General features: G+C 68.5%; 19 protein-coding genes and 2 pseudogenes. 10 read left to right on the top strand and 11 right to left on the bottom strand.

Features of this window, described 5'->3' with window-relative positions:
* Position 1 precedes the first annotated feature (1 nt).
* From P0M04_RS23780 to P0M04_RS23760, 5 genes are all read right to left on the bottom strand, one after another.
* Positions 2-1,699 (bottom strand): tannase/feruloyl esterase family alpha/beta hydrolase, encoded by a 1,698-nt coding sequence (locus tag P0M04_RS23780; RefSeq protein WP_371877302.1) that lies wholly within the window; start codon positions 1,697-1,699, stop codon positions 2-4.
* Positions 1,700-1,789: 90 nt separating this feature from the next.
* Positions 1,790-3,019, bottom strand: coding sequence for a 3-(3-hydroxy-phenyl)propionate transporter MhpT (gene mhpT / locus P0M04_RS23775; protein WP_259449315.1), 1,230 nt, complete (start codon positions 3,017-3,019; stop codon positions 1,790-1,792).
* 58 nt (positions 3,020-3,077) lie between these two features.
* Complete coding sequence (locus P0M04_RS23770; RefSeq protein ID WP_371877303.1) at positions 3,078-4,949, bottom strand: feruloyl-CoA synthase; 1,872 nt, start codon at positions 4,947-4,949, stop codon at positions 3,078-3,080.
* A gap of 10 nt (positions 4,950-4,959) precedes the next feature.
* On the bottom strand, positions 4,960-6,402 hold the full coding sequence (locus P0M04_RS23765; RefSeq protein WP_259449316.1) for an aldehyde dehydrogenase: 1,443 nt from the start codon (positions 6,400-6,402) through the stop codon (positions 4,960-4,962).
* A gap of 52 nt (positions 6,403-6,454) precedes the next feature.
* Entirely contained in the window at positions 6,455-7,288 is an 834-nt protein-coding gene (locus tag P0M04_RS23760; RefSeq protein ID WP_036227953.1) for a p-hydroxycinnamoyl CoA hydratase/lyase, read from the bottom strand.
* A 92-nt stretch (positions 7,289-7,380) separates the two neighbouring features.
* Here P0M04_RS23760 and P0M04_RS23755 point away from each other — a divergent pair, with 92 nt between their 5' ends.
* On the top strand, positions 7,381-7,848 hold the full coding sequence (locus tag P0M04_RS23755) for a MarR family winged helix-turn-helix transcriptional regulator (protein WP_259449317.1): 468 nt from the start codon (positions 7,381-7,383) through the stop codon (positions 7,846-7,848).
* Positions 7,849-7,854: 6 nt separating this feature from the next.
* On the opposite strand, the gene P0M04_RS23750 is transcribed toward P0M04_RS23755, so the two are convergent.
* Positions 7,855-8,619, bottom strand: a complete 765-nt coding sequence (locus P0M04_RS23750; RefSeq protein ID WP_259449318.1) for an IclR family transcriptional regulator domain-containing protein — start codon at positions 8,617-8,619, stop codon at positions 7,855-7,857.
* Between the two features lie 142 nt (positions 8,620-8,761).
* On the opposite strand from P0M04_RS23750, the gene pcaH reads away from it, so the two are divergent.
* The 9 genes and pseudogenes from pcaH to P0M04_RS23710 all read left to right on the top strand — a co-directional run bounded on the left by pcaH (position 8,762) and on the right by P0M04_RS23710 (position 18,606).
* Positions 8,762-9,454: a protocatechuate 3,4-dioxygenase subunit beta gene (pcaH, locus tag P0M04_RS23745; RefSeq protein ID WP_259449319.1), complete on the top strand. Its 693-nt coding sequence runs from the start codon at positions 8,762-8,764 to the stop codon at positions 9,452-9,454.
* A gap of 12 nt (positions 9,455-9,466) precedes the next feature.
* Positions 9,467-9,778: a peptidase associated/transthyretin-like domain-containing protein gene (locus P0M04_RS32810; RefSeq protein ID WP_307734310.1), complete on the top strand. Its 312-nt coding sequence runs from the start codon at positions 9,467-9,469 to the stop codon at positions 9,776-9,778.
* Positions 9,766-9,984 carry a peptidase associated/transthyretin-like domain-containing protein gene (locus tag P0M04_RS32805; RefSeq protein WP_307734309.1) on the top strand — a complete coding sequence of 73 codons (219 nt, stop codon included), beginning with the start codon at positions 9,766-9,768 and terminating at the stop codon, positions 9,982-9,984. The genes P0M04_RS32810 and P0M04_RS32805 overlap by 13 nt, the downstream gene beginning before the upstream one ends.
* Before the next feature lie 14 nt (positions 9,985-9,998).
* Positions 9,999-11,360, top strand: coding sequence for a 3-carboxy-cis,cis-muconate cycloisomerase (gene pcaB, locus P0M04_RS23735; protein ID WP_259449321.1), 1,362 nt, complete (start codon positions 9,999-10,001; stop codon positions 11,358-11,360).
* A pseudogene (pcaCD, locus tag P0M04_RS23730) lies at positions 11,357-12,618 on the top strand (bifunctional 4-carboxymuconolactone decarboxylase/3-oxoadipate enol-lactonase PcaCD). Before pcaB ends, pcaCD begins: the two are co-directional and overlap by 4 nt.
* Positions 12,619-12,675: 57 nt before the next feature.
* Positions 12,676-14,964, top strand: coding sequence for an ATP-binding protein (locus P0M04_RS23725; protein WP_259449323.1), 2,289 nt, complete (start codon positions 12,676-12,678; stop codon positions 14,962-14,964).
* Entirely contained in the window at positions 14,961-17,237 is a 2,277-nt protein-coding gene (locus tag P0M04_RS23720; protein ID WP_259449324.1) for an ATP-binding protein, read from the top strand. The genes P0M04_RS23725 and P0M04_RS23720 overlap by 4 nt, the downstream gene beginning before the upstream one ends.
* A 15-nt stretch (positions 17,238-17,252) precedes the next feature.
* Positions 17,253-17,858, top strand: coding sequence for a TetR/AcrR family transcriptional regulator (locus P0M04_RS23715; protein WP_259449325.1), 606 nt, complete (start codon positions 17,253-17,255; stop codon positions 17,856-17,858).
* A 68-nt stretch (positions 17,859-17,926) separates the two neighbouring features.
* A pseudogene (locus P0M04_RS23710) lies at positions 17,927-18,606 on the top strand (type 1 glutamine amidotransferase domain-containing protein).
* 3 nt (positions 18,607-18,609) lie between these two features.
* Here P0M04_RS23710 and P0M04_RS23705 read toward each other — a convergent pair.
* From P0M04_RS23705 to P0M04_RS23685, 5 genes are all read right to left on the bottom strand, one after another.
* Entirely contained in the window at positions 18,610-19,587 is a 978-nt protein-coding gene (locus P0M04_RS23705; protein WP_259449327.1) for a fumarylacetoacetate hydrolase family protein, read from the bottom strand.
* Between the two features lie 10 nt (positions 19,588-19,597).
* Positions 19,598-20,410, bottom strand: coding sequence for a cyclase family protein (locus P0M04_RS23700; protein ID WP_259449328.1), 813 nt, complete (start codon positions 20,408-20,410; stop codon positions 19,598-19,600).
* Positions 20,411-20,419: 9 nt separating this feature from the next.
* Positions 20,420-21,550, bottom strand: coding sequence for an FAD-dependent oxidoreductase (locus tag P0M04_RS23695; protein WP_259449329.1), 1,131 nt, complete (start codon positions 21,548-21,550; stop codon positions 20,420-20,422).
* Between the two features lie 57 nt (positions 21,551-21,607).
* Positions 21,608-22,552, bottom strand: coding sequence for a VOC family protein (locus tag P0M04_RS23690; RefSeq protein ID WP_259449330.1), 945 nt, complete (start codon positions 22,550-22,552; stop codon positions 21,608-21,610).
* A 220-nt stretch (positions 22,553-22,772) separates the two neighbouring features.
* Positions 22,773-23,993 carry an MFS transporter gene (locus tag P0M04_RS23685; protein ID WP_259449331.1) on the bottom strand — a complete coding sequence of 407 codons (1,221 nt, stop codon included), beginning with the start codon at positions 23,991-23,993 and terminating at the stop codon, positions 22,773-22,775.
* Positions 23,994-24,012 lie beyond the last annotated feature (19 nt).

Raw genomic sequence — 24,012 nt, 5'->3', positions numbered from 1 at the left:
GTTATTGGCAGGTGAAGTTCGCGGCCTGCTCCACGTCGCCGGATCCTTTGTACTTTGCGACCTTCGGATAGGCGCACAGCGGCCGCGTGCGGGTCGGCGACCAGGAGGCCGGCACGTCCGCGTTGACGCCGCCCGGATTGCCCGCGCCGCGTGCGCTGGCCTGCAGCACGTCCGGCGCCTGGCCTTGCTCGACCCAGGCGACCAGCGGCGTCAGTGCGTCGAACTGGTCGGTCGCCGGGCCGCCGGCGCAGTGGTTCATGCCCGGGATGCGGAAGAAGCGGGCGAAATTCGAAGAGTCGCCGCCGTTCGCCTTGCGCAGCGCGTCGTACCAGGCCGTCGTGTCGTCGCTGGAAAAGATCGGATCGCTGGTGCCGTGGTAGACGAGCATCCTGGCGCCGCGGTTCTTCAGTGCCGCGAGATTGGCCGGATCGGGCGGCAGCATGAACGACAGCGCGGATTCCGGGTACGTGGCACTGGTGGCACCCACGCGCGCGAGCATCGTGTCGAGGTTGCCGTTCAGCGCGAACGCGGTGCCGTCGAACGTGGCCGGATTCTCGGGCGGGACGGACCAGATCAGGCCCACCGCGCCGGCGTCGCGCGTCAGCGGCGAGCTGAATTTCCAGCTCGCCCAGCCATCGGTCGCCAGGCCCGCGTCCCACGGGAAGCTCGCGTAGATCTTCGTGCCGGTCTCCGTCTTTGCGCCGGCGAACAGTCCCGCGATGCCCGTCTTCTGGGCGGCCGTCAGGCAGGTGCCGTCGCGGGCGCCGCCGCAGGTCGTCACGTCGCGCGCGATGTCGAATGCGGCCTGGCAGGCGCCCGTGTCCTGCACGAGACCATCCGCCGCGCCGTCCAGCGCGTCGCATTTCGCCAGCACGGCATTCGACACGAGCTTGCGTTCGGCCGGCGTGAAGCCGGACCCGAGGTCGCCCGGCGTGCTCGCGAGCCCGGCATACGCCTTGCCGCCGGCGATGTTGGCAATGGCGGCCAGCGGCAGGCGGAAGCCGGGATCGCCGACGAGGAAGCCGTCGTACTGGTCGGCATAGCGCGCCGCCGCGACCATCGTATGGCGGCCGCCGTTCGAGCAGCCGCCGATGTATGAGCGGTCCGGCGCCTTGCCGTACGCGGTGCGGATCACGGCCTTGGCCATCGGCGTGAGCTTGCCGACGGCCTGGTAGCCATAATCCAGGCGCGCCTGCGGATCGATGCCGAAGTCCGGCGTCGGGCTGGCGTGGCCCGCATCCGAACTGAGGACGGCGAAACCCTGGTTCAGCGCATTGTCGAGCGGGCCGCCGCCGCCGACCGGTCCCGTGGCCGGGACGACGCTGCCATCGACGCCGCCGTTGGCCTGGTAAAAGAAGCGGCCGTTCCAGGCCACGGGCAAGCGCATCTCGAAGCCGATGGCGTAGGCCTTGCCGTCCGCGCCCGTGCGGCGCAGCATTTCGCCCTTGACCTGGCAATGGGCGGGCACGGGCTTGCCGCCCACGGTGAGCACGCCGGCCGCGACGGGATTGGCCGCCGTGATCGTCGTGTCGGGGTACGCGATGCGGGTCGCGAGTTCCGCGCAGGCCGTCAGCGTGGCGCCCGTCGCCTGCGAAAGTTGCGGCAGCACCTGTGCCGCCGGCTGGGTGGTGTCGTGGCCAGTGCCGCAGCCGGCCATTCCGAGGACGGCGAATGCGGCCGCAGTGTGATGTCGGTTCATCGTGTGCTCCTGGAGAGTCGAAACATGAGGACGAGCGTGTCCGGCACAGCCCGGGACCGGGCTGCGCGCTACGGACGAATCAAGGTTGGATCAGTGCGTGCCGAGTACCTGCGCGCCGCGTGCCGCTTCCGGGTCGGCCCGGCGCGACAGCTTCCATGCGCACAGCGACGCGATGACGAGGCCCGGGGCTGCCGACAGCATCACGCCCGCCGCACCGGCCCCCAGCGCCAGCACCTGGCCGGCCACGAGCGGTCCGGCGATGGCGCCGAGGCGGCCGACGGAGATCGACGCACCCACGCCGGTGGCGCGGATCGGCGTCCCGTACAGCGCGGGCGCGCGGGCATACAGCACGGCCTGGGCGCCGACGGCGCAATAGCCGGCCGCGAACCCGGCAGCCATCGTCAGGCCGAAGCTGCCCGACAGGCCCAGGCCCGCCAACGCCAGCAGCATGCCCGCATACGCGATTCCGACGGCCAGGCCGGAACGGTCGCGGTCCACGAGGCGCCCGCTCAGCACGGAGCCCGTCGCACCGCCGATGTTGAAGAGGATTTGCACGACGCCGGCCTGCGGCCGCGTGTAGCCCTGCCCGATCAGCAGCGACGGCAGCCAGTTGAGCAGCATGTACAGGACGGTGAGCGTGAAGAAGCATGCGACCCACAGCAGCAAGGTCGAACCGAGGGCGCTGCCCGCGAACAGCGCGCCGATGCGGCGGTCGGCCGACGCGTGGGTCGTGGCCTGGTGGCGGAAGCTGGCGGACTCCTTCAGCAGCAGGACGAGGACCAGTGCGACGGCGATCGGCACGAGGCCGCCGACGTAGAAGATCGTGCGCCAGCCGGTCTCGAACTTGACCATGCCGATGACGGACGCGATGGCGCCGCCCAGCGGCACGCCGCAATACGTCAGGCTGACGGCCGTGCTGCGCATGGCGGGATCGGCCGCCTCGGACGTCAGCGCGATCAGCAGCGGCAGCGCGGCGCCGAGGCCGAGCCCCGTGAACACGCGCGCCGCCAGCAAACTGTTGTAATCCCACGCATGCGCGGTGGCGAACGAGAATACACCGAACAGCAGCACGGCGCCGACGAGCACGCGCTTGCGCCCGATGCGGTCCGCGAGCCAGCCGCCCACGAAGGCACCCGGCAGCAGGCCGACGAGGCCCGCGCTGAACACCCAGCCCATCAGCGCGGGCGCCAGTTTGAATTCGGCGCCGATACCCGGCGCGGCGATGCCGGTCGACTGCAGGTCCAGCCCTTCCAGTAATGCGGTGATAAAGCACAGCGCGATCGTCGCCGCACCGCGCGGCAGATTGCCTCGGTGTGTCATGTGTGTCTCCTCTGAAGCGATTTATGGTTGTGTTAGTCGCTGGTGGGTCCTCGGGTCGTCAGGTCGTCGTGCGCGTCCCTCCCTCGTCGGCGCGGATCGCCAGGTCCGCACGGTCCGCGTACAAATCGTCGACCAGCCCGGCGCGGCGCGCCAGCACGGCCGCCTGGTTGATCGAGCCCTTGTCGGTCAGCTCGCGCTGGTCGATCGACGGCGGTTCCGCCAGCGGCAGCAAGCGTTCGATACGCGTCGACGAACCGCTCGCGCCCGCATTCAGGTCGCGCAGCAGGCGCGCGAACATGGCCCGTACCGGCGGGCTGGCCAGCACCCGTGCGGCATCCGCGTCCGCCGGCAGGCCGGCCAGCACGCGGCAGTGCTCCATGCGCGGGAACACGAGCAGGCCGACGGTCGCGCGGTTCAGGCCCGTCACCACGGCATCCATCACGTACGGCGCGCCCTGGCTGATGACGCGCGCCCGCAGCGGCCCGACGCTGACGAACGTCCCCGTGGACAGCTTGAAGTCTTCCGCGATGCGGCCGTCGAACACGAACCCGAGCTCCGGCCGCGCCGGATCGTAGAAGCGCAGCGCGTCGCCCGTGCGGTAGTAGCCGTCCGCGTCGAACGCTTCCGCCGTCAGGCCCGGCGCGCGCCAGTAGCCCGGCATCACGTGCGGGCCGGCGAAGCAGGCTTCGAACTTGTCGCCCGCCGGCACCAGCTTCACCCGGCAGCCCGGCGCCGGCACGCCGACATAGCCGGCCCGCACGACGTCGCCCGTGCCGAACGTGCACGACGGCGACGTCTCCGTCATGCCGAGTCCCGTCATGATGCGGATCGATTCGCCGCAGTGCGCCAGGGCGACGGCGTCGAGCCGGTCCCATGCCGCCTGCGACAGGCCCGCGCCCGCGCACAGGAACAGTTTTACGCGCGAGAAGAACGTCGTGCGCAGGTCCGCGTCGCGTTCCAGCGCGTCCGTCAGCATCTCGAACCCTTTCGGGACGTTGAAGTAGACGGTGGGCGCGATCTCGCGCAGGTTGTCCAGCGTCTGGCCGAATTCCTTCGGCGTCGGCTTGCCGTCATCCAGGTACAGGGTGCCGCCGTTGTACAGCGCGAGGCCGACGTTGTGGCTGCCGCCGAAGCAGTGATTCCACGGCAGCCAGTCGACCAGCACGGGCGGCGCCTCCCCGCAAAAGGGAAAGGTCTGCAGCAGCATCTGCTGGTTGGCGACCAGCATGCCGTGCGTGGTGACGACCGCCTTCGGCTTCTTCGTCGAGCCGGACGTGAACAGGAACTTCAGGATCGTGTCCGGGCCGACGGCGTCGTTGACCGCATCGACGTCGCGCACGGGCGTGTCGAGCAGGCTGGCGAACGAGGTCGCGGCACGTCCGGCATACTCGCCGGCGCCCACGATCAGCTCCGCATCGGGCGGCAGCACGGCATACAGCGCGGGCGCGAAGGCGCGCGCATCCGCGACGTAGACGGCGCCAGGCGTCAGCTGCCCGACCAGGTCGCGCAACTTGCCGTAGTCGGTGGCGACGAGCGAATACGCGGGCGAGACCGGCGCGAACGGGATGCCCGCGTATGCGGCGCCCAGCGCCAGCTGGTAGTGTTCCAGGTCGTTCCCGGACAGGATCGCAAGCGGCCGCTCGGCCGACAGGCCCCGGTCCAGCAGCGCCTGGCCGATGTGGCGCGCGCGGCGCAGCATGTCCGCGTAGCCGATGCGGATCCAGTCGCCGTCCGCCCCGCGCCGGGCGACGAGTGTGCGCCCGGGATGCGCGGCCGCGCCGCTCACGAGGCGGTCCGTCCAGCGGCGCGGCAACGGGCCGAGCGGCGTGACGGCGTCGACGTGCCACGCGTCGCCGTCACGCCACGCGCGGATCTCGGGATTCCCGAGGAGGACGGGCCGGCGCCCTCCTTCCGGTTGCATGTGGTGCATGCGGGTCTCCTCAGATCGGGTAGTGGCGCGGGCCGGTCTGCACGGTGATCCAGCGCAGGTCCGTAAATTCCGCGATGGCCGCCTTGCTGCCGAAGCGCCCGTAGCCGCTGCCCTTCACACCGCCGAACGGCATCTGCGCCTCGTCGTGCACGGTCGGACCGTTGATGTGGCAGATACCGGATTCGATGCGTTGCGCGACGGCCATGGCGCGGCCGATGTCGCGCGAGAACACGGCCGCGGACAGGCCGTATTCGCTGTCGTTGGCGAGCCGGATCGCCTCCTCGTCCGTGTCGAACCGCAGGATGGAGACGATCGGGCCGAACGATTCTTCCTGGTAGACGCGCATGGCGGGCGTGACGCCGTCCACGATGGCCGGCTGCAGCACGTTGCCTTCCAGGCCGCCCGTCTGGATGACGGTCGCGCCCCGTTCGCGCGCATCCGCCAGCATCGCGTCCACGCGGCGCGCGGCGGCCGGGTCGATCATGCCGGCCAGCGGCGCATCGGAGTGTCCGGCGCGCAGCGTGGCCGTCTTCGCGGCCAGCTTCTCGATGAAGCCTGAAGCGATCTTGCGGTCGACGATGATGCGGTCGGCCGACATGCAGATCTGTCCCTGGTTGAAGAACGCGCTGAACGCGGCGGCATCGACGGCCGCGTCGAGGTCGGCGTCGTCCAGCACGACGACGGGGTTCTTCCCGCCGAGTTCCAGCAGCACGGGTTTCAGGTGTTCGGCCGCGAGCTTCGCGATGATGCGGCCCACGCGCGTGGATCCGGTGAAGTTGATGCGCCGGACGGCAGGATGCGCGACGAGGCGTTCCACGACCTGCGGCGCGTCGTCCGGCGCGTTCGAGATGAAGTTGACGACACCGGGCGGGAAGCCGGCGTCCACGAATGCCTGCGCGATCAGGCGGTGCACGGCCGGGCACAGCTCGGACGCCTTCAGGATCACCGTATTGCCGCAGGCGAGCGGCATGGCGACGGCGCGCGTGCCGAGGATCACGGGTGCATTCCACGGCGCGATGCCGACGACGACGCCGCACGGCTGGCGCACGCCCATCGCCAGCGAGCCCGGGACGTCGGATGGGATGACTTCGCCGGCGATCTGGGTCGTCATGGATGCCGCTTCGCGCAGCATGTTGGCGGCGAGCGTCACGTTGAACTGGTACCAGACGGGCGCGCCGCCCGCTTCCCGGATTGCGGCATCGACGATGCGCGGACGCAGCGCTTCCATCGCGTCGGCCGCGCCGAGCAGCAAGGCGCGGCGGGCGCCCGGCTGCAGGGCGGACCACGCCGGGAACGCATCCCGCGCCGCGGCGACGGCCGCATCGACGTCGTCGAGGGTCGCGGCGGCGGCGCGGGTGGCGACGGCACCGGTGGCCGGATCGCGCCGCTCGTACGCGGCGCCGTTCGATGCCGGGCGGGCCTGCCCGGCGATCAGCAGATCTGTGTCGAACATCAGAGGTCTCCTTTGTTGTCTCTGATTGAAGAGGCTGGGGGCCGATCGCGTCTTATGCGCGCTTGTAGCTCTGCAGGCCCGGCTTGATCGTCTTGTCGTCCAGGAACTGCTTCAAGCCTTCCTTGCGGCCCTTTTCCGGGTCGCGGTAATTGGACTGGTCGGTCTTGGCGTACAGGTAATCCTCGTTCTGGTCCCACGTCAGCTCGCGGCAGCGCTTGAAGCCCTGCTTAGCGTAGCGCAGCACGACCGGGTTCTTTTCCAGCAGATTCTGCGCCAGTTTCGTCACTTCTTCACGCAGCTGCGCCTTCGGCACCGCCTTGTTGACGAGGCCCATTTCGGCGGCCTGGGCGCCCGTGAACGTCTCGCCCGTCATGATGTAGTACAGCGCCTGGCGGTGGCCCATCGTGTCGGCGACGGCCTTCGACACCAGGTTGCCCGGCGGGATGCCCCAGTTCACTTCCGACAGGCCGAACACGGCGTCCTCGGCGGCAATGGCGAGGTCGCAGGCGACGAGCGGCGAGAACGCGCCGCCGAAGCACCAGCCGTTCACCATCGCGATCGTCGACTTGCTGTACATGCGCAGCAGCTTCCACTGCCATTGCGAGCAGTCGCGGCGGATGCGTTCCTGCGTGATCTCGGGCTTGCCGTCCGTCTCGCGGAAGTACTCCTTCAGGTCCATGCCGGCAGTCCAGGCGTCGCCGGCGCCCGTCAGGACGATCACCTCGGCGTCGTCGTCCAGCTCCAGCGTTTCCAGCACGTCGATCATCTCGCGGTTCAGCGTCGGGCTCATCGCATTGCGCTTTTCCGGACGGTTCAGGGTAATCCAGCCGATACGGTTCTCGACGTCGACCTTCACGGTCTCCCAACGGCCTTCGTATTTGGACATACAATGTCTCCTAATGTGTGTGGAAGTTATCAGGTAGCCTGATATGAGGCTTATACTAGACCTGCCTGCACGCTTTGACAAGAAAAATTTTCATGCCCTCGAAAAAACCCATCGCGGCCGCTGCGGCCGACAACAAGCCCTCGGGCCTCGCATACATCGTGGGGCGGCTCGACCACGTCCTCAACAAGCGCCTGCGCGACGGCCTCGCGCCGCTGGGCATGACGGTGCCCCATTACACGGCGCTGTCCGTGTTCCGCGTGCTCGGCACGCTGTCCAACGCCCAGCTGGCGGAACGCACGATGATGTCGCCGCAATCGGCGAACGAAATGGTGAAGGCGATGGAGGCGAAGGGATGGATCGCGCGCACGCCCGATCCGGACCACGGCCGCATCATCCGCATCAGCCTGACGGACGACGGCGAGGCCGTGCTGGCGCGCTGCGACGAGGCGGTAAAGCAGGTCGAGGAGACCATGTTCCCGGACCTCACGCAGGACGAGCGCACGTGGCTGCACGCGCAGCTGCGCGGCGCCGTGAAGGCGCTGAACCTGCCCGGGATCTGACTCGCCCTACAGCAAGGCGTTGAGCTCGACCTGGTATTTGATGAGGGTCGGCAGGCAGCGCTCGACCATCTGCTCCACGCTCATGCGGCCCGCGTGCACGCTGATGTTCATCGCGGCCACGACGTCGCCGCGGAAGTTCCTGACGGGCACCGCGATCGTGCGCAGCCCCAGCTCCAGTTCCTGGTCGACGACCGCATAGCCCCGCTCGCGGGCGCGCGCGATTTCCTCGCCGAGCCGCGCGCGGTCGACGATCGTGTGCGAGGTGATGGGCTCCGGCACGGCGCGCGCGAGGAAGCGCCCGGCCTCGTCCGGCGGCAGGCTCGCGAGCAGCATGCGCCCGTTCGCCGTGCAGTACGCGGGCACGCGCGTGCCCGGCTGCAGCGTGGCCGAAATCAGCTGGCCCGCGCTGACGGCCGCCACGCACACGAGATCGTCGTGGTCCAGCACCCCGACGGACGCCGCCTCGCCCAGCGCGTACGCGAGCCGGTACAGCAGCGGTTGGGCGATGCGCGGCAGCCGCGCCGAGTGCAGGTACGACTGCCCGAGGCGCAGGATCTTGGGCGTCAGGGTGAACTGCCTGTTCTCGTGCCGCATGTAGCCGAGCGCCGTCAGCGTCAGCAGATAGCGCCGGGCGGCCGCGCGCGTGAGGCCGGTGCGCTCGGCCACCTCGGCGATCGTCAGGCGCGACCGCTCCTGGTCGAATGCCTCGATCACTTGCAGGCCCTTGTCGAGGCCCGCGACCATGTCGCGTTTTGCGGGTTCCTGGTCCATCGTTCAGAAATTTGCGAATTTGTGCGAGTATCGCACAGAATGTGCGAATAGCGGAAACGGGTCGACATGGCCGTCTTGTGGCGCCGCGGTCGTTTTTCTACGATGGATCGGCTCGCACAACCTTCCGACATCAGGAGACAACGTGAAATTCGACGACGTGCAACCCGGCGTGTGGCCGGAGCTCATCTACCCCGCCTATAAATCGACCGTCAAGCGCGGCCCGCTGCAGCCGGCGCTGCGCATCGAGGCGCCGGTCGCCACCAGCCGCAACATCGATCCCGCGCCGCGCATCCTCCTCCCGCACGATACGGACCTGACGCGCCGCGGCCAAGGCGCGCCGCTGGGCGAAAAGATCGTCGTGACGGGCCGTGTCGTCGACGAGGACGGCAAGCCGGTGCGCAATTCGCTGATCGAGGTGTGGCAGGCCAACTCCGCCGGCCGCTACTGGCACCAGCGCGACAACCACGACGCCCCGCTCGACCCGAACTTCTTCGGCTTCGGCAAGATGATGACGGACGACGACGGCCGTTACCGCTTCGTCTCCATCAAGCCGGGCCCGTACCCGTGGAAGAACCACGACAAGGCGTGGCGCCCGGCGCACATCCACTTCTCGCTGTTCGGGAACGTGTATGCGCAGCGCCTCGTCACGCAGATGTACTTCCCGAGCGACCCGCTGTTCCCGTACGACCCGATCTTCAACAGCATCCCGGACGAGGCGGCGCGCCAGCGCCTCGTTTCGCGCTTCTCGCTCGACCACACGGTGGGCGACGAGATGCTGGGCTACGAATTCGACATCGTCCTGCGCGGCCGCGGCGCCACGCCGTTCGGACTCTGAAAGGAACCAACCATGAGCAAGATCACGACCTCGCAGACCATCGGCCCGTTCTCGCACGAAGGCTGGCAATGGGCGGTAGATTTCTGCGCCGCCGGGCGCCTGGAGACGAACGCGCCGACCATCGTGCTGCACGGCGTCCTGTACGACGGCGACGGCAACCCGATCGACGATGCGCAGATCGAAGCGTGGCTGCCGGAGGCGGCGGCCGCTGAAAGCGCCCAGGAGATCCCGGGCTTCCGCCGCACGCCGACCGGCAAGGCCGGTGAATTCAGCCTGCGGCTGTCGGTCCCCCGCGTCCCGTGGGCGAACCGGTGGCCTACGTGACCGTGTTCGCGCGCGGTCTCACGAAGCACCAGTTCACGGCCGTGTTCCTGGAGGACGATGCGACGCTGGCGGAATCGGCTATTCTGGCGCAGGTACCGGCCGAACGGCGCGATACGCTCATCGCCCGCAAGGATGGCGACGGCACGTATCGGTGGAATATCTGGATGCAGACCGAGAAGGAAACCGTCTTCTTCGATTACCGCTGACACGGGAACACACCTTGGCGATATCACTCTTCGACACCCTGTTGAGCACCCCCGACATGATCGCCGCGTTCGACGACGCGGCGCTGATCCAGGCCATGCTCGACTTCGAAGCGGCGCTGGCGGGCGCGCAGGCCGACGAAGGCCTGCTGCCGCGCCACGCCGCGCAGGCCATCGCGGCCGCGTGCCGGGCCGACCGCTTCGACATCCCTGCCCTCGTCACGGCCGGCCGCCGCTCCGGCACGCTGGCCGTGCCGCTCGTGAAGGAACTCACGCGCCTCGTGGCCGCGACGGACAGCGAGGCATCGACCCTCGTCCACTGGGGCAGCACGAGCCAGGACGTGCAGGACAGCGCGATGGTGCTCGTCACGCGCGCGGCGCTGCGCCTGCTCGACGCCGACCTGGCCACCTTGTGCGGCCACCTGCAAAAGCTGGGCGAGGCCCACCTCGCTACGCCCGTGCTGGCGCGCACCCTGCTGCAGCCGGCCCAGGTGACGGGCTTCGGCTTCAAGGTCGCGGGCTGGCTCGCGCCGCTCGTGCGTGCGCGTGCGCGCCTGCGCGAGGCGGCCGCCGGCGCGCTGCAATTGCAATTGGGCGGCGCTGTCGGCACGCTGGCCGTGATGGGAGAGCGCGGTCCCGCCGTCGCGCACCGCGTGGCGCAACTGCTGGACCTGAAGACGCCGGCCGCCACGTGGCACACGCAGCGCGACGAATGGGTGCGCCTCGGCCTGGAAGTCGCACTGCTGACCGGTAGCCTCGGCAAGATCGCGGCGGACCTCGCGCTGATGGCGCAGGGCGAAGTGGGAGAACTGGCGGAACCGGCGGGCGGCGGCCGCGGCGGCTCGTCGGCGATGCCGCACAAGCGCAACCCCGTGTCGTCGATGATCGCGCTGGCCGCGGCCACGCGCACGCCGCAGCATGCGGCCACGCTGCTCGCCGCGATGGGCCAGCAGCACGAGCGCGGTCTCGGCAACTGGCAGGCGGAGCTGGCCGAGTGGCCCACGTTGTTCCTGTCTGCCCACGGCGCCCTGCGCGCACTGAACGATGCGTTCGCCGGCCTCACGGTGGACACGGCCCGCATGCGCGCCAACATCGACGCGCTGCAGGGTCTCGTCGCGGCCGAGGCGCTGTCGATCCGGCTCGCGGGCGCCATCGGCCGTCCCGCCGCGCACGCGGCCGTCGAGAAGATGACGCAGGCCGCCGTCGCCGAGGGCCGCCACCTGCGCGACGTCGCCCGGGACGCCATCACTGCCGATCCGGCGCTGGCGTCGCTCGACATCGGGCAGCTGGACACCCTTTTCGACCCCGTCGCCGCTACCGAACCCGCACAACGCCTGGCCCGCGAACGCCTGGCCGCACTCAAGAAAGATTCAGCATGAGCTTCGATCCCTCAACCACGACCTCCTGCGCGGCCTGGACCAGCGCCGCGCCGTCCTAGGCGGCGCCTGGGTCGAGCGTTCGCTCGCGAACGCCAACACCTTCACCGCCGACTTCCAGAATTTCATCACGCGCTATGCGTGGCACGACATCTGGGACCGTCCGGGCCTGCCGCGCAAGACCCGCCGCACGATCGTCCTCGCGATCACCATCGCCCTCGGCCGCTGGGAAGAATACGAACTGCACGTGCGCGCGGCGCTGCTGGGCGACGCCGACAGCCGCCTCACGCCGGACGAGTTGAAGGAAGTGCTGATGCAGTCCGCGATCTACGCGGGCGTGCCCGCCGCGAACACGGCGTTCGCGCACGCGGCGGCGATCCTGCGCGAGGTCGGTCCGCAGATCGGCTACACGCTGGAGCCCGCATCGCCGCTGGATGCCGTGCACCCGGGCGTGGGCCGCGCCGGCCGCACGGACAGCCTCCCCGCCCTGCACTACAGCGTGCGCGCACCGCGAAACGGCAAGCGCCCCCGCCACACGGTCGTGCTGAGCCACGCGCTCGGCTGCGACCTGACGATGTGGGATGGCCTCGCCAACCTGCTGGCCGCCGATTGCCGCGTGATCGCCTACGACCACCGCGGCCACGGCAGTTCCGACGCGCCCGCGGGTCCATACGCGATGGCCGACCTCGCGGACGACGCGGCCCGTATGTTGCGCGACCTGGACACCGGTCCGGTCGTCTGGATCGGCCTGTCGATGGGCGGCATGGTGGGCCAGGAGCTGGCGCTGCGCCATCCGTCGCTCGTCGGCGCGCTCGTGCTGGCGCATACGACGTCCGGCTATCCCGACGCGGCGCGCGACGTCTGGCAACAGCGCATCGCGACGGTACGGGAACGCGGTATCGAAGCGATCGCGGACGCCGTGATGGGCCGCTACTTCCACGACGCGTTTCGCGCCGCGCATCCGGCCACCGTCGCCCGCTTCCGCCAGCGCCTCGTCACGACGGATGCGCAAGGCTACATCGGCTGCTGCGCGGCCGTGGGCGGCATCGACACGACGGCGCGCCTGGGACAGGTCGCCGCGCCCACGCTCGTGCTGGCCGGTGAACTGGACCAAGGCACGCCCGTCGACATGGCGCGCACGCTGGCGGCGGGGATCCCGAGTGCGCAGCTGCAGGTGCTCGCCGGCGCGTCGCACCTGGGCGCCGTGGAACAGCCGGACGCCTTCGCCGCCGCGGTGACGGCATTCGTCGGGATGTTGTAAAAATATAACGTAGGACTATACTGAATCATTCCCGTCCGATGGCCAATCGGTACGCACATGACTCAGTGGCTCTCCCGTTCGACCAGGTTCGGTTACGTCCTGGTCACTCTCCTGGTGGTGGCGACAGCCATCCTGCTGGTCTGGCAGCAGTTCGGGATGACGCGCACCCTCGAGATCTCCCCGCAGCATCCGCACGGCGCCAGAGTGACGGACGACCGCGACAATACACGCGGCAACGGCGGGAACGGCAATTCGGTCGCATCGCTGACCGTCACGAAGGATGCGTTCATCATGCGCTGCTACCTGGGCGCCGCCGCACCCTACCCGTTCTGCAAGCTGCAATTCCTGATGGGCGATCCGGTCAAGGGCATCGACATGTCCGGCTACGACACGATCGCGTTCGACCTGCGGTATACGGGCCGGGGCTGGCATGTCCTCAAGCTCCACCTGATGAATTTCGAACCGGAGTTTTCCACGCTGGAGGACTGGAATTCGCAGCGGTTCAACGAGTTGCTGATCAACGTACCCGCCCAGCCCCAATTCACGGCGCCGATGAATGCCGTACGCACCGCGGACTGGTGGCACTTCTCGCGCCAGATTCCGCTGTCCAAGAGCTATGTCCGCCTCGATCATGTCACGACTGTCGAATTGGCGACGGACAACTACCACGACACGGGGCAAGTCGTCACGGTTGAACTTCGGAAGATCGAATTTCGCGGCAAATGGATATCGCGGGCAACGCTGATGGGTTGGCTGGTGTTCGTGTGGATCGTGTGCGGCGTCATCGGCCTGTCGCTGGGTCTGCTGCACTACCGCTCCGACCTCCAAGCCAACAAGACACGCGTGGAGCAACTGGCCGCCATCGACCGCGAACGCAAGGAAGCCGAGGCGGCCCGTGAGACGGCGCTGGCGGAGGCCGTCGCCCTGGCGCGCCAGCGCAGCCAGTTCCTCGCGCAGATGAGCCACGAACTGCGCACGCCGCTCAACGCCATCATCGGCTATGCCGACCTGCTGGGACGCGACCGCGACCACCTGACCGAACGGCTCGCCGCCGGCCTGGCGACCATCCACGAAAGCGGCCAGCACCTGCTCACGCTGATCAACGACATCCTCGACCTGGCGCGGGTCGAAGCCGGCAAGATGGTGCTGCACCCGGCCGCCGTGCATCTCGAGACGTTCCTGCAGGTCCTGGCGAACATCATGCGGGTCAAGGCGGAAGAGAAAGGCCTGGGATTCAGCTACGAGCTCGCCCCCGGCCTGCCGGCCGCGGTGACGATCGACGAGACGCGTTTGCGCCAGGTGCTGCTCAACCTGCTGGGCAATGCGGTGAAGTTCACCGACACCGGCAAGGTCTCGCTGCGGGTGCTGCCCGCCGCATCGCCTAGCGCGCCGGACAGCGCGCGGCTGCGCTTCGAAGTGGCCGACAGCGGCATCGGCATGAGCACGCAAGAGATCGGGCGCCTCTTCCAGCCCTTCGAACAGGTGGCGGCGACGCAGCGGCGCGAGGGCGGCACGGGGCTGGGCCTGGCCATCAGCCAGCAACTGGTGCAGCTCATGGGCGGCCGGATCGACGTCGTCAGCGAGCCCGGCAAGGGGAGCACGTTCTCGTTCGAGATCGACGTGCCGGTGGCCGCCGCCGCGCCGGTGCTCGCGGCACCGCACGAGACCCTGAAAGGCTACGAGGGCGAGCGCAAGCGGCTGCTGGTCGTGGACGACGTGCCCCAGAACCGCGCGATGCTGCTGGACCTGCTGCAGGAGACCGGGTTCATCGTCGCCGCCGCCGCGAACGGGCTCGAATGCCTGGTCCTGCTCGACAGCTTCAAGCCGGACCTGATCCTGATGGACGTCATGATGCCGGTGATGGACGGGAACGAGACGACGCGGCAGATACGCCATATGCCGGGCTGGGACAACGTCCCGATCATCGCGGTGACCGCGAGCGCCAGTCCGGATGACGAACGCAGGAGCCGCGATGCCGGTGCCAGCGCCTTCCTTGCCAAGCCGGTCGACCACGACCTCCTGCTGCGCACGATCGGCAGGCTGCTGGCGCTGCAATGGACCACGGGACTGCCGGCACCGGAGGGCGGCGAGGAAGCCGCCATGGCCGTGCCGCCGGCCGACGAGATCGAGGCGCTGTGGCAGCTGGCGCAGATCGGCAGCATGCGCGAGATCCGCGAACGGGCCGCCTACCTGCGCGGGCTCGATCCGGCCTATGCGCCGTTCGCGAACCGCCTGGACACGCTGGCGCAGGGCTACCACTCGAAGCAGCTGGCGGCCTTCGTGGCGCGCTTCCGGACCGGGGACGCGGCCCGGCGGCAGGACGATTTCCAGTCGATGCGAACATGACTCCGTGGCTCTCCCGTGCGACCAGGATCGCTTACGCCCTGGTCATCCTCCTGGTGCTGGCGACCCCGGTCCTGCTGGTCTGGCAGCACTACGGCATGACGCGCACCCTCGAGATCTCCCCGCAGCATCCGTACGACGCGGTCGTGACCGACGACCGCGTCATGCCGCGCGGGAACCCGGCGCCGGGCAATTCGGTCGCGTCGCTGGCCGTCACGAAGGATGCGTACATCCTGCGTTGCCAGATGGGGACGGCCGCGAGGTATCCGAATTGCGCGATCCAGTTCCGGCTGGGCGACCCGGGCAAGGGCATCGACATGTCCGGGTACGACACGGTCACGCTCGACGTGCGCTATACGGGGCACGGCCGGCATGTCCTCAAGCTTCACCTGCTGAATTTCGAACCGGAGTTCGACGCGCCGGGCCAGTGGGATGCGCAGCGCTTCAACGAGGTGCTGATCGATATTCCGGCCCGGTCCGAAGTCACGATCCCGATGCATGCCTTGCGCACCGCGGACTGGTGGCACTTCGCGCGCCGGATCCCCCTGTCCAAGAGCTATGTCCGTGTCGACCATGTCACGACCGTGGAACTGCAGGCGGACGACGCCAGCGCCGCCGGTCACGCGATCACGGTCGAAGTCCGCAAGATCGAGTTCCGCGGAAAATGGATCTCCCGGACGACCATGCTGGGCTGGCTGATGGCCGCATGGACAGGCTGCGGCATGCTCGGGCTGTCGCTGGGTTTGCTGCACTTCCGCGCCGGCCTGCAAGCCAGCAGGACGCGCCTGGAACAGCTGGCGGCCATCGACCGCGAACGCAAGGAAGCCGCGGCCGCGCGCGAGACGGCGCTGCGAGAGGCCGTCGCCCTAGCGCGCCAGCGCAGCCAGTTCCTCGCGCAGATGAGCCACGAACTGCGTACCCCGCTCAACGCCATCATCGGCTATGCCCAGCTGCTGGGACGCGACCGCGACGGCCTGACCGAACGGCAGTCCTCCGGCCTGGCGACCATCCGCGAGAGCGGCCAGCACCTGCTCACGCTGATCAACGACATCCTCGACCTGGCACGGGTCGAAGCGGGCAGGATGGTGCTGCATCCGGCCGCCGTCCATCTCGACACGTTTCTGCAGGTGCTGGCCAACATCATGCGCGTCAAGGCCGAGGAAAAAGGCCTCGCATTCAGCTGTGAGCTTGCCCCCGGCCTGCCGTCCGCAGTGACGGTTGACGAGACACGCTTGCGCCAGGTGCTGCTCAATTTGCTGGGCAATGCGGTGAAGTTTACCGACACCGGCAGGGTCTCGCTGCGGATGCTGCCGGCTGCGCCCTCCAGTGCGCCGGACAGCGCGCGGGTGCGCTTCGAAGTGGCCGACACCGGCATCGGCATGGGCGCCCAACAGCTGGCGCGCATCTTCCAGCCGTTCGAACAGGTGGCGACGGCACAGCGGCGCGAGGGCGGCACGGGCCTGGGCCTGGCCATCAGCCAGCAACTGGTGCACCTCATGGGCGGCCATATCGACGTCGTCAGCGCGCCCGGCAAGGGGAGCACGTTCTCGTTCGAGATCGACGTGCCGGTCGCAGCCGCCGCGCCGGCCGCCGCGGTAGCGCACGAGACGCTGCTAGGCTACGAGGGCGAGCGCAAGCGGCTGCTGGTCGTGGACGACGTGCCGCAGAACCGCGCCATGATGCTGGACCTGCTGCAGGAAACGGGATTCATCGTCGCCGCGGCATCGAACGGACTCGAATGCCTGGTCCTGCTCGACAGCTTCAAGCCGGATCTGATCCTGATGGACGTCATGATGCCGGTGATGGACGGGAACGAGACGACGCGGCAGATACGCCATATGCCGGGCTGGGGCGACGTTCCGATCCTCGCTGTGACCGCCAGCGCCAGTCCGGATGACGAACGCAGGAGCCGCGACGCCGGTGCCAGCGCCTTCCTCCCCAAGCCGGTCGACCACGACGTCCTGCTGCGCACCATCGGCAGGCTGCTGGCGCTGCGTTGGACCACGGAACTGCCGGCGCCGGAGGGCGGCGAGGAAGCCGCCATGGCCGTCCCGCCGGCCGACGAGATCGAAACGCTCTGGCAGTTGGCGCAGATCGGCAACATGCGCGAGATCCGCGCGCGGGCCGCCTACCTGCGCGGGCTCGATCCGGCATACGGGCCGTTCGCGCACCGCCTCGATACGCTCGCGCAGGGCTACCATTCGAAGCAACTGGTCGCCTTCGTGGCGCGATTCCGGAGCGATTCCGAAAAAGTACTAGACGACCGGTCGGTTTAGGGTTACAGTGGACCCATGAACACGGCAAACACGACGCCCTCCTCCGACGTACGCTCGCACATCCTCGCGACCGGCCAACGCATCATGGCCGGCAAGGGTTACTCGGCGGTGGGCCTGAACGAGATCCTCACGACGGCCGGCGTGCCGAAGGGATCGTTCTATCACTACTTCAGTTCGAAAGACGCGTACGGCGAAGCAATGCTCGAGCGTTATTTTGAGGATTACCTGGCCGAGCTCGACGGCACGCTAAGTCAACCCGGCCTGACGGCGGCGCAGCGGCTCATGAATTACTGGCAGTCCTGGCAGGCGTCGCAGTCGTTCGAGCAGTGCCAGGGCAAGTGCCTGGCCGTGAAGCTGGGCGCGGAAGTGGCCGACCTGTCCGAGGCCATGCGGCTCGTCCTGCGGCGCGGCACGGAAGCGATCGTCGACCGGCTCGCGCAGGCACTGGCCGAGGGGATCGCGGATGGGTCGTTGACCGTCGATGGCGAACCGCAGAATGTGGCAGGCAGTTTGTACCAATTGTGGCTGGGCGCCAGCGTGATGGCCAAGATCGAGCGGTCGCTTCGACCTTTCGAAACGGCGCTGGCGGCGACCCGGCAGATGCTTCATCTTGCCCCTTGAAACGGGCATTTTTTTAACCCAGGTCTAGACGACTGGTCTACTGGCAATCTCAACCGAAGGGACACATCATGAAAGTGCTGATCGTACTGACCTCGCACGACCAACTGGGCAACACGGGCCGCAAGACCGGCTTCTGGCTCGAGGAACTGGCCGCCCCTACTATGCGTTCAAGGACGCGGGCGCCGAGATCGTGCTGGCCTCGCCCAAGGGCGGACGCCCGCCGCTGGATCCGAAGAGCAACGAGCCGGACTTCCAGACCGACCTCACCCGCCGTTTCGAAGCGGACGCCGGTGCCATGGCGCAGCTCGCCGCCACGGTGCCCCTGCACCAGGTGAAGCAGGCCGATTTCGACACGGTGTTCTATCCCGGCGGCCACGGCCCGCTGTGGGATCTGGCGGAAGACAGCAACTCGATTGCCCTGATCGAGTCGTTCGTGGCCGCCGGCAAGCCCGTCGCGCTGGTCTGCCACGCGCCGGGCGTCCTGCGCCATGTCCGCACGCCGGCCGGACGGCCGCTCGTCGAAGGCAAGCAGGTGACGGGCTTTACCAACAGCGAGGAGGCGGCCGTCGGGCTGACCGACGTCGTGCCCTTCCTCGTCGAGGACGAGCTGAAAGCCAGGGGCGGCGTGTTTTCGCGCGGTCCTGACTGGAGTTCGTACGTCGTGCGCGACGGCCTGCTGATCACGGGCCAGAACCCGGGATCGTCCGCCGAGACGGCGGCGGCGCTGATGGCCCGCTTGCAGGGGTGATGGTCAGGCGCGCACGACCCGCTGGTCGATGACGCCGAACGGCGCATCGCCCGCCGCGCCGCGCGCGCGCATGCGCACCCGGTCGCCGAAGCGCATGAATTGCGTGCGCGGTTCGCCGTGGTCGATGATCTCGATGACGCGGCGCTCCGCGATACAGGCCGAGCCCGCGGCACGGTCCGCATTCGACACGGTGCCCGAGCCGACGATCGTGCCGGCGCCCAGCCTGCGCGTGCGTGCCGCATGCTCGACGAGTTCGCCGAAGCCGAAATTCATCTCGCGGCCGTTCGGGTGACCGAACGCCTGTCCGTTCCATTCGACGTCGAGGTCCAGATGCACGCGGCCATCCCGCCACGCGTCCCCAAGCTCGTCCGGCGTGACCGCCACGGGCGCGAAGCTCGTCGACGGCTTCGCCTGCAGGAAGCCGAAGCCGCTTTTCATCTCGCGCGGGCCCAGCGCGCGCAGGCTCCAGTCGTTCAGCTGCACGACGAGGCGCACGGCCGCCAGCGCCTGCGCGGGCGTGGCGCCCATCGGCACCTGGTCGACGATGACGCCGAACTCGCCCTCGAAGTCGATGCCCAGCGCCTCGTCCGGCAGCGGGACGTCCTCGTGCGGGCCGAGGAAATCGTCGGACGCGCCCTGGCACATCACGGGAATCGTGTCGAAGTCAGGGATCGGCGGCGTGTTGAACGCCCGCTCCATCAGGCGGCCGTGGTTCAGGAATGCCGATGCGTCGCACCACTGGAAGGTGCGCGGCAGCGGCGCCATGCACTGCGCGGCATCGAACTCGAATGCGTCGGCCGCGCGGCCGCCGTTCAGCGCGTCGGACAGCGCCTGCAGGCTCGGCGCCGCGTCTGCCCAGCGCTCCAGTGCCGCCAGCAGGTTCGGGGCGACGTCCGCCGCCGCCACCGCATGGCGCAGGTCGCGCGACACGACGAGCAGGCGGCCGTCGGTCGAGCTGTCCCGGTAGGTTGCCAGTTTCATACGGCCTCCTTCAACGGCGCGGCAACGCGAGCAGCGCGTCGTCGACGATGGCCACGGCGCGCGTCCAGCCGGCCGACCCCGCGCGCACCTTGTGCGGGAAGCACGAGACATAGAAACCGTGGCCCGGCAGCGCTTCCAGGTTGTGCAGCTTCTCGAGGTGGCAGTAGCCGATGTCGCGGCCGGCCTTGTGCCCTTCCCAGATCAGCGACACGTCGCCCGTTTCCGCGATCTTCTTCGCCGTGTACGAGAACGGCGCATCCCAGCTCCACGCGTCCGTGCCGGTCAGGCGCACGCCGCGCTCCAGCAGGTACATCGTCGCCTCGTAGCCCATGCCGCAGCCAGCCGACACGAAGTCGTTGTGGCCGTAGCGGCTACCGGCGCGCGTGTTGACCATGACGATGTCCAGCGGTTGCAGGTCGTGTCCGATGCGCTTCAGTTCCGCTTCCACATCCGCCGCGGTGGCGACGTAACCGTCCGGGAAGTGGCGGAAATCCAGCTTTACGCCGGGCTGGAAGCACCACTCCAGCGGCACCTCGTCGATGGTGATCGATTTTTTCTTCTCGCCCGTCTTCGCATCCATGGTCGAGTGGAAGCGGTAAGGCGCGTCCAGGTGCGTGCCGCTGTGGGTCGTCATCGTGACCCACTCGGCCGCCGCAGCTTCGCCGTCCGGGTAGTCCGCCGGCGTCGTGCCGGGGATCATGGCCATGAATTCGTGCAGCGTGTCCTGGTGCTTCTGGTACGTGATCTTCGGCGCCAGCGGCGGCGGATCGGACAGGGGTTCGTTCTCGAGATAGATCGACAGGTCGATGAATTGACGGGTCATGGTGTCTCCTCAGATGGGTGCTGCGAGCGCCGCCAGCGTCGCGCGCATGATGCGGGCATGTTCTTCCTTGTCACCGCCGGCGATCTCGATCTCGCCCAGGCGGATCGAATTCTGCACGACCATGCGGCAGCGCTCCCATCGCCGCGCGAGGTAACGGTCCAGCGCCTGGTCGACGCTGCCGGCATTGGCTAGTTCGTCGGCCAGCACGAGCGCGTCCTCGATGCCGATGCAGGCGCCTGACGCCATGTGCGGCGTCGTCGCGTGCACGGTATCGCCGATCAGCACCACGCGTCCCTTGTACCACGGGGTCGGCATCAGCAGGGTTTCCAGCGGGCGGTAGATGATCTGCGAGTCCTCGTTCAGCGCCTCGCGCACGCGCTGCAGGCGCGGGTCGGGGAACGGCGCCAGCAGCGCTTTCACGCGCGCCAGGAATTCGGCCGGGTCGATGTAGTCGTTCGTCGCGCGGTCTTCCGTCACGAACAAGTACATCTCGTCCTTCGACACCGGATTCAGGCCCGGCTTGATCTTCGGGCCCAGCCACATCATGGTGCCGTTGATGTCGGCGGGACGCGGCAGTACCGCGCGCCACACGCCCTGGCCGGTGTACTGCGGCGCCGGCGCATCCGGGAACACGGCCTCGCGCACTTTCGAATACAGGCCGTCGGCACCGATTACGAGGTCGTAGCGGGATGTAGTGCCGTCGGTGAACGTGACGTCGACGCCGCCCGCATCCTGCTCCATGCGCGTAAAGGTACAGCCCAGGCGGACATTGGCGCCGGATACGCGGGTGGCATCGGCCAGGATGCGCGCCAGCGCCGGCCGCATGATGGCGCCGTTGCCCGGCACGTCCGGCCCCGCGAGGCGCGGCGTCGGCAGCTCGGCGACCTTCTGGCCGGTCGGGATGTGGATCTCGACGCCGTCGGACGCGGCGCCCTCGGCCAGGAACGCGTCGATGACGCCCAGCTGCACGAGCGCGCGCATCGTCGCGCCGCCCAGGCTGATGCCCGCGCCGTACGAACGCCAGCCGGGGTCGATCTCGACCAGGTCGACGGCGATGTCGCGCTTGCGCAATTCGATGGCGGCGGCCATGCCGGAAAAACCGCCGCCGATGATGAGTACCTTGTTTACGGGTGCTGCCATGTCATGTCTCCTCGTCGCCGCTGGGGCGAATCTCGATGTCGTTCGTTTTCTGGACGGTCAGTGTCGTTCGCCGGCACCAGGCGCACCCGGCGGCGGCCCGCCAGGCGCCCACTTATCCCGCTGCTGGAACAGGAACAGCTGCGACGCATCGGCGCCCGCGGGCACGGCGCGTGCCGTCCACGTGTCGTCGTGCAGGTCCATGTCGGCGTCGTACTCCACGTGGCAGCCGAGCGGACTGTTGAAGTACCAGAACCAGTTCGAGCCCATCTTATGACGGCCCGGTCCCCAGAACGACTGGTAGCCCTTGTTCACGAAGCGCGTGCCGGCCTGCAGTACCTCGTTCGGTCCGCCCATGTGGAACGTGAAGTGCTCGCAGCCTTTCATGAACGGCGGCGTCTGGATCAGGAACAGCGTATGGTGGTCGTCCGTGCCGGCGGGCTTCAGGAACGGTCCCGCGCCCAGCAGCCGGTCGGTGCAGGCGAAGCCGAGGCGTTCCACGTAGAAGGCCTCCGCCTTCGCGGTATCGGGCACGTAGTACACGACGTGCGACAACGTGCGCGGGCGCGCCGGGGCGTTCTCGTCGACGGCCGTGTGATTGACGGGACGGTTGGGCGCGCCGGGTGCATTGATCGCTTCGGCCGGCAGGTCGAGCGGACGGCGCACCGTCACCTGGAAGCCGAGCACGAAGCCCATGTCGTCCACGCTCTCGATGCTGCCGTCGGGGAGCGGGCGCACGTCGCGGTCGCGTGCCAGCTCGGTGGCAATGGCGTCCAGCGCCTGCCGGTCCGCCACGCCATAGATCGTCTTGCGCAGCATGTTGGCCGTCCCGAGGCCGGGAGGCAGTAACGTATCGTCCTTGTGCGCGAGGATGATCGCGGTGCCGTCGAGCGCCTCGAAGCGTCCATCGCCGGCGTGCCTCAGGCCATAGTCAGTCAGGTACAGTGCGCAGGCTTCGAGGTCGTCGACGCCGAAGACCAGCGCGTCGGGTCCGATGATGTTCATGGTTGTCTCTCTTTGTCGTTAGGTTGTCGTTGTACAGGGCGGTACGGCCGCCCGGCCGTGAAGATTTTCAGCCCGCACCTGGGGCTGCGCGGCAGCGATGGCAAGCACCTCATGGCCCTGCGCACATCAGTAAAATCGATTCGAGGACCGCCTGTCTGGCCATGGGCGCCGCCGGTTCAGGATTCCCGCCTCGCGCGAATGCTTCGCTGCCGGGCTTACCTCAGCGCGTACCCGTGGCCGCGTCGGCCTGCGGCGCGGATTTGCCGCGCACGAGCAGGAACAGGAGCACGATGACGCCGGACAGCACCCCGAACACGAGGAACGCCGCCTGCAGGCCGCCGACCCGGGCCTGTACGAGCTTCACCGCCACCGGCGACAGGAACTGCGACACGAAGAACGCGCTGGTCCACAGGCCCATGCCGCGACCCCGATGCTGGAATGCGTACTGGCTTTGCACCCAGTTGATCAGCGCCGGCACGATGATGCCGTTGGCGACTTGCTGGAAGAACGCGAACACGAGCGCGATCTCGAAGCCCGGCGCCAGGCCGATGCCGGACAGGCCGACGCAGTAGCACGCCAGCACCAGCAGGATCTGCGCGGACGGGCCGAAGCGCGTCGTCAAGATGAACAGGACCGAGCCGACGGGCACCCCCATGCTCGGGATTGACATGGCCATGCCGATCGACTTCGGATCGTGGACGCCCATTTCGCTCAACAGCACCGAGAAGTTGATAACCTGCACAAAATAAATGATCCCCAGCAGCGCCGTGATACCGCACGTCAGCCCGGCCGTCGACCACGGGAAACCCGCGCGCAGCGCCGCGGTGCCGGTGCCCGCCCCAGCGTCGCCCGGCCGCGCATGCGCCAGCGGTTCGTACAGGTACAACCACCCCGTGACCAGGATCGGCAGCGCCAGCACGTACACGAGGAACGGGTATTGCCAGCCCTGCGCGGCCAGGAAGCCGGAACAGAAGATGACGGCCGACCCCATGAATGCGCCGGTGAGCCCCTGGATCATTAGCCAGCGTGCCCGTGCACGGCCTTCGAAATAGTCGGCCATCAGCGTGTTCGTCACGGTCAGCACGGCCGCCTCGCCGATGCCGATCACGACGCGGCTGGCCACGACGACCCAGAAGCTGTCGACCAGGAACGGGATCAATCCGCCCAGGGCGTAGACCGCGAACGCGCCGAGGAGCAGGTTGCGGCGGCCGAAGCGGTCCGTCAGCACGCCGGCGAGCGGCGCGAACAGTGCGATGCATGCGGAAGGCGCCGTGATCAGGAGAGGCACCATGATCTCGGGATTGCCGACGTCATGAAAGTGCGCGAGCAGCGTGGGCAGCGTAGGCGCGAGGGCCACGATGGCCATCACGGGCAGGAAACCGGCGAATACCAGGATCCAGCCCTGGCGCCAGTCGGCCTGGCGGGCAGCGGGTTTGTTCATTTATGATTCCTAGAGTCGA

The sequence above is a fragment of the Telluria mixta genome, assembly GCF_029223865.1.
GTDB classification, from domain to species: domain Bacteria; phylum Pseudomonadota; class Gammaproteobacteria; order Burkholderiales; family Burkholderiaceae_D; genus Telluria; species Telluria mixta.
The sequence above is the reverse complement of the archived record's forward strand: the minus strand, read 5'-3'. Positions and strand labels throughout refer to the sequence as shown.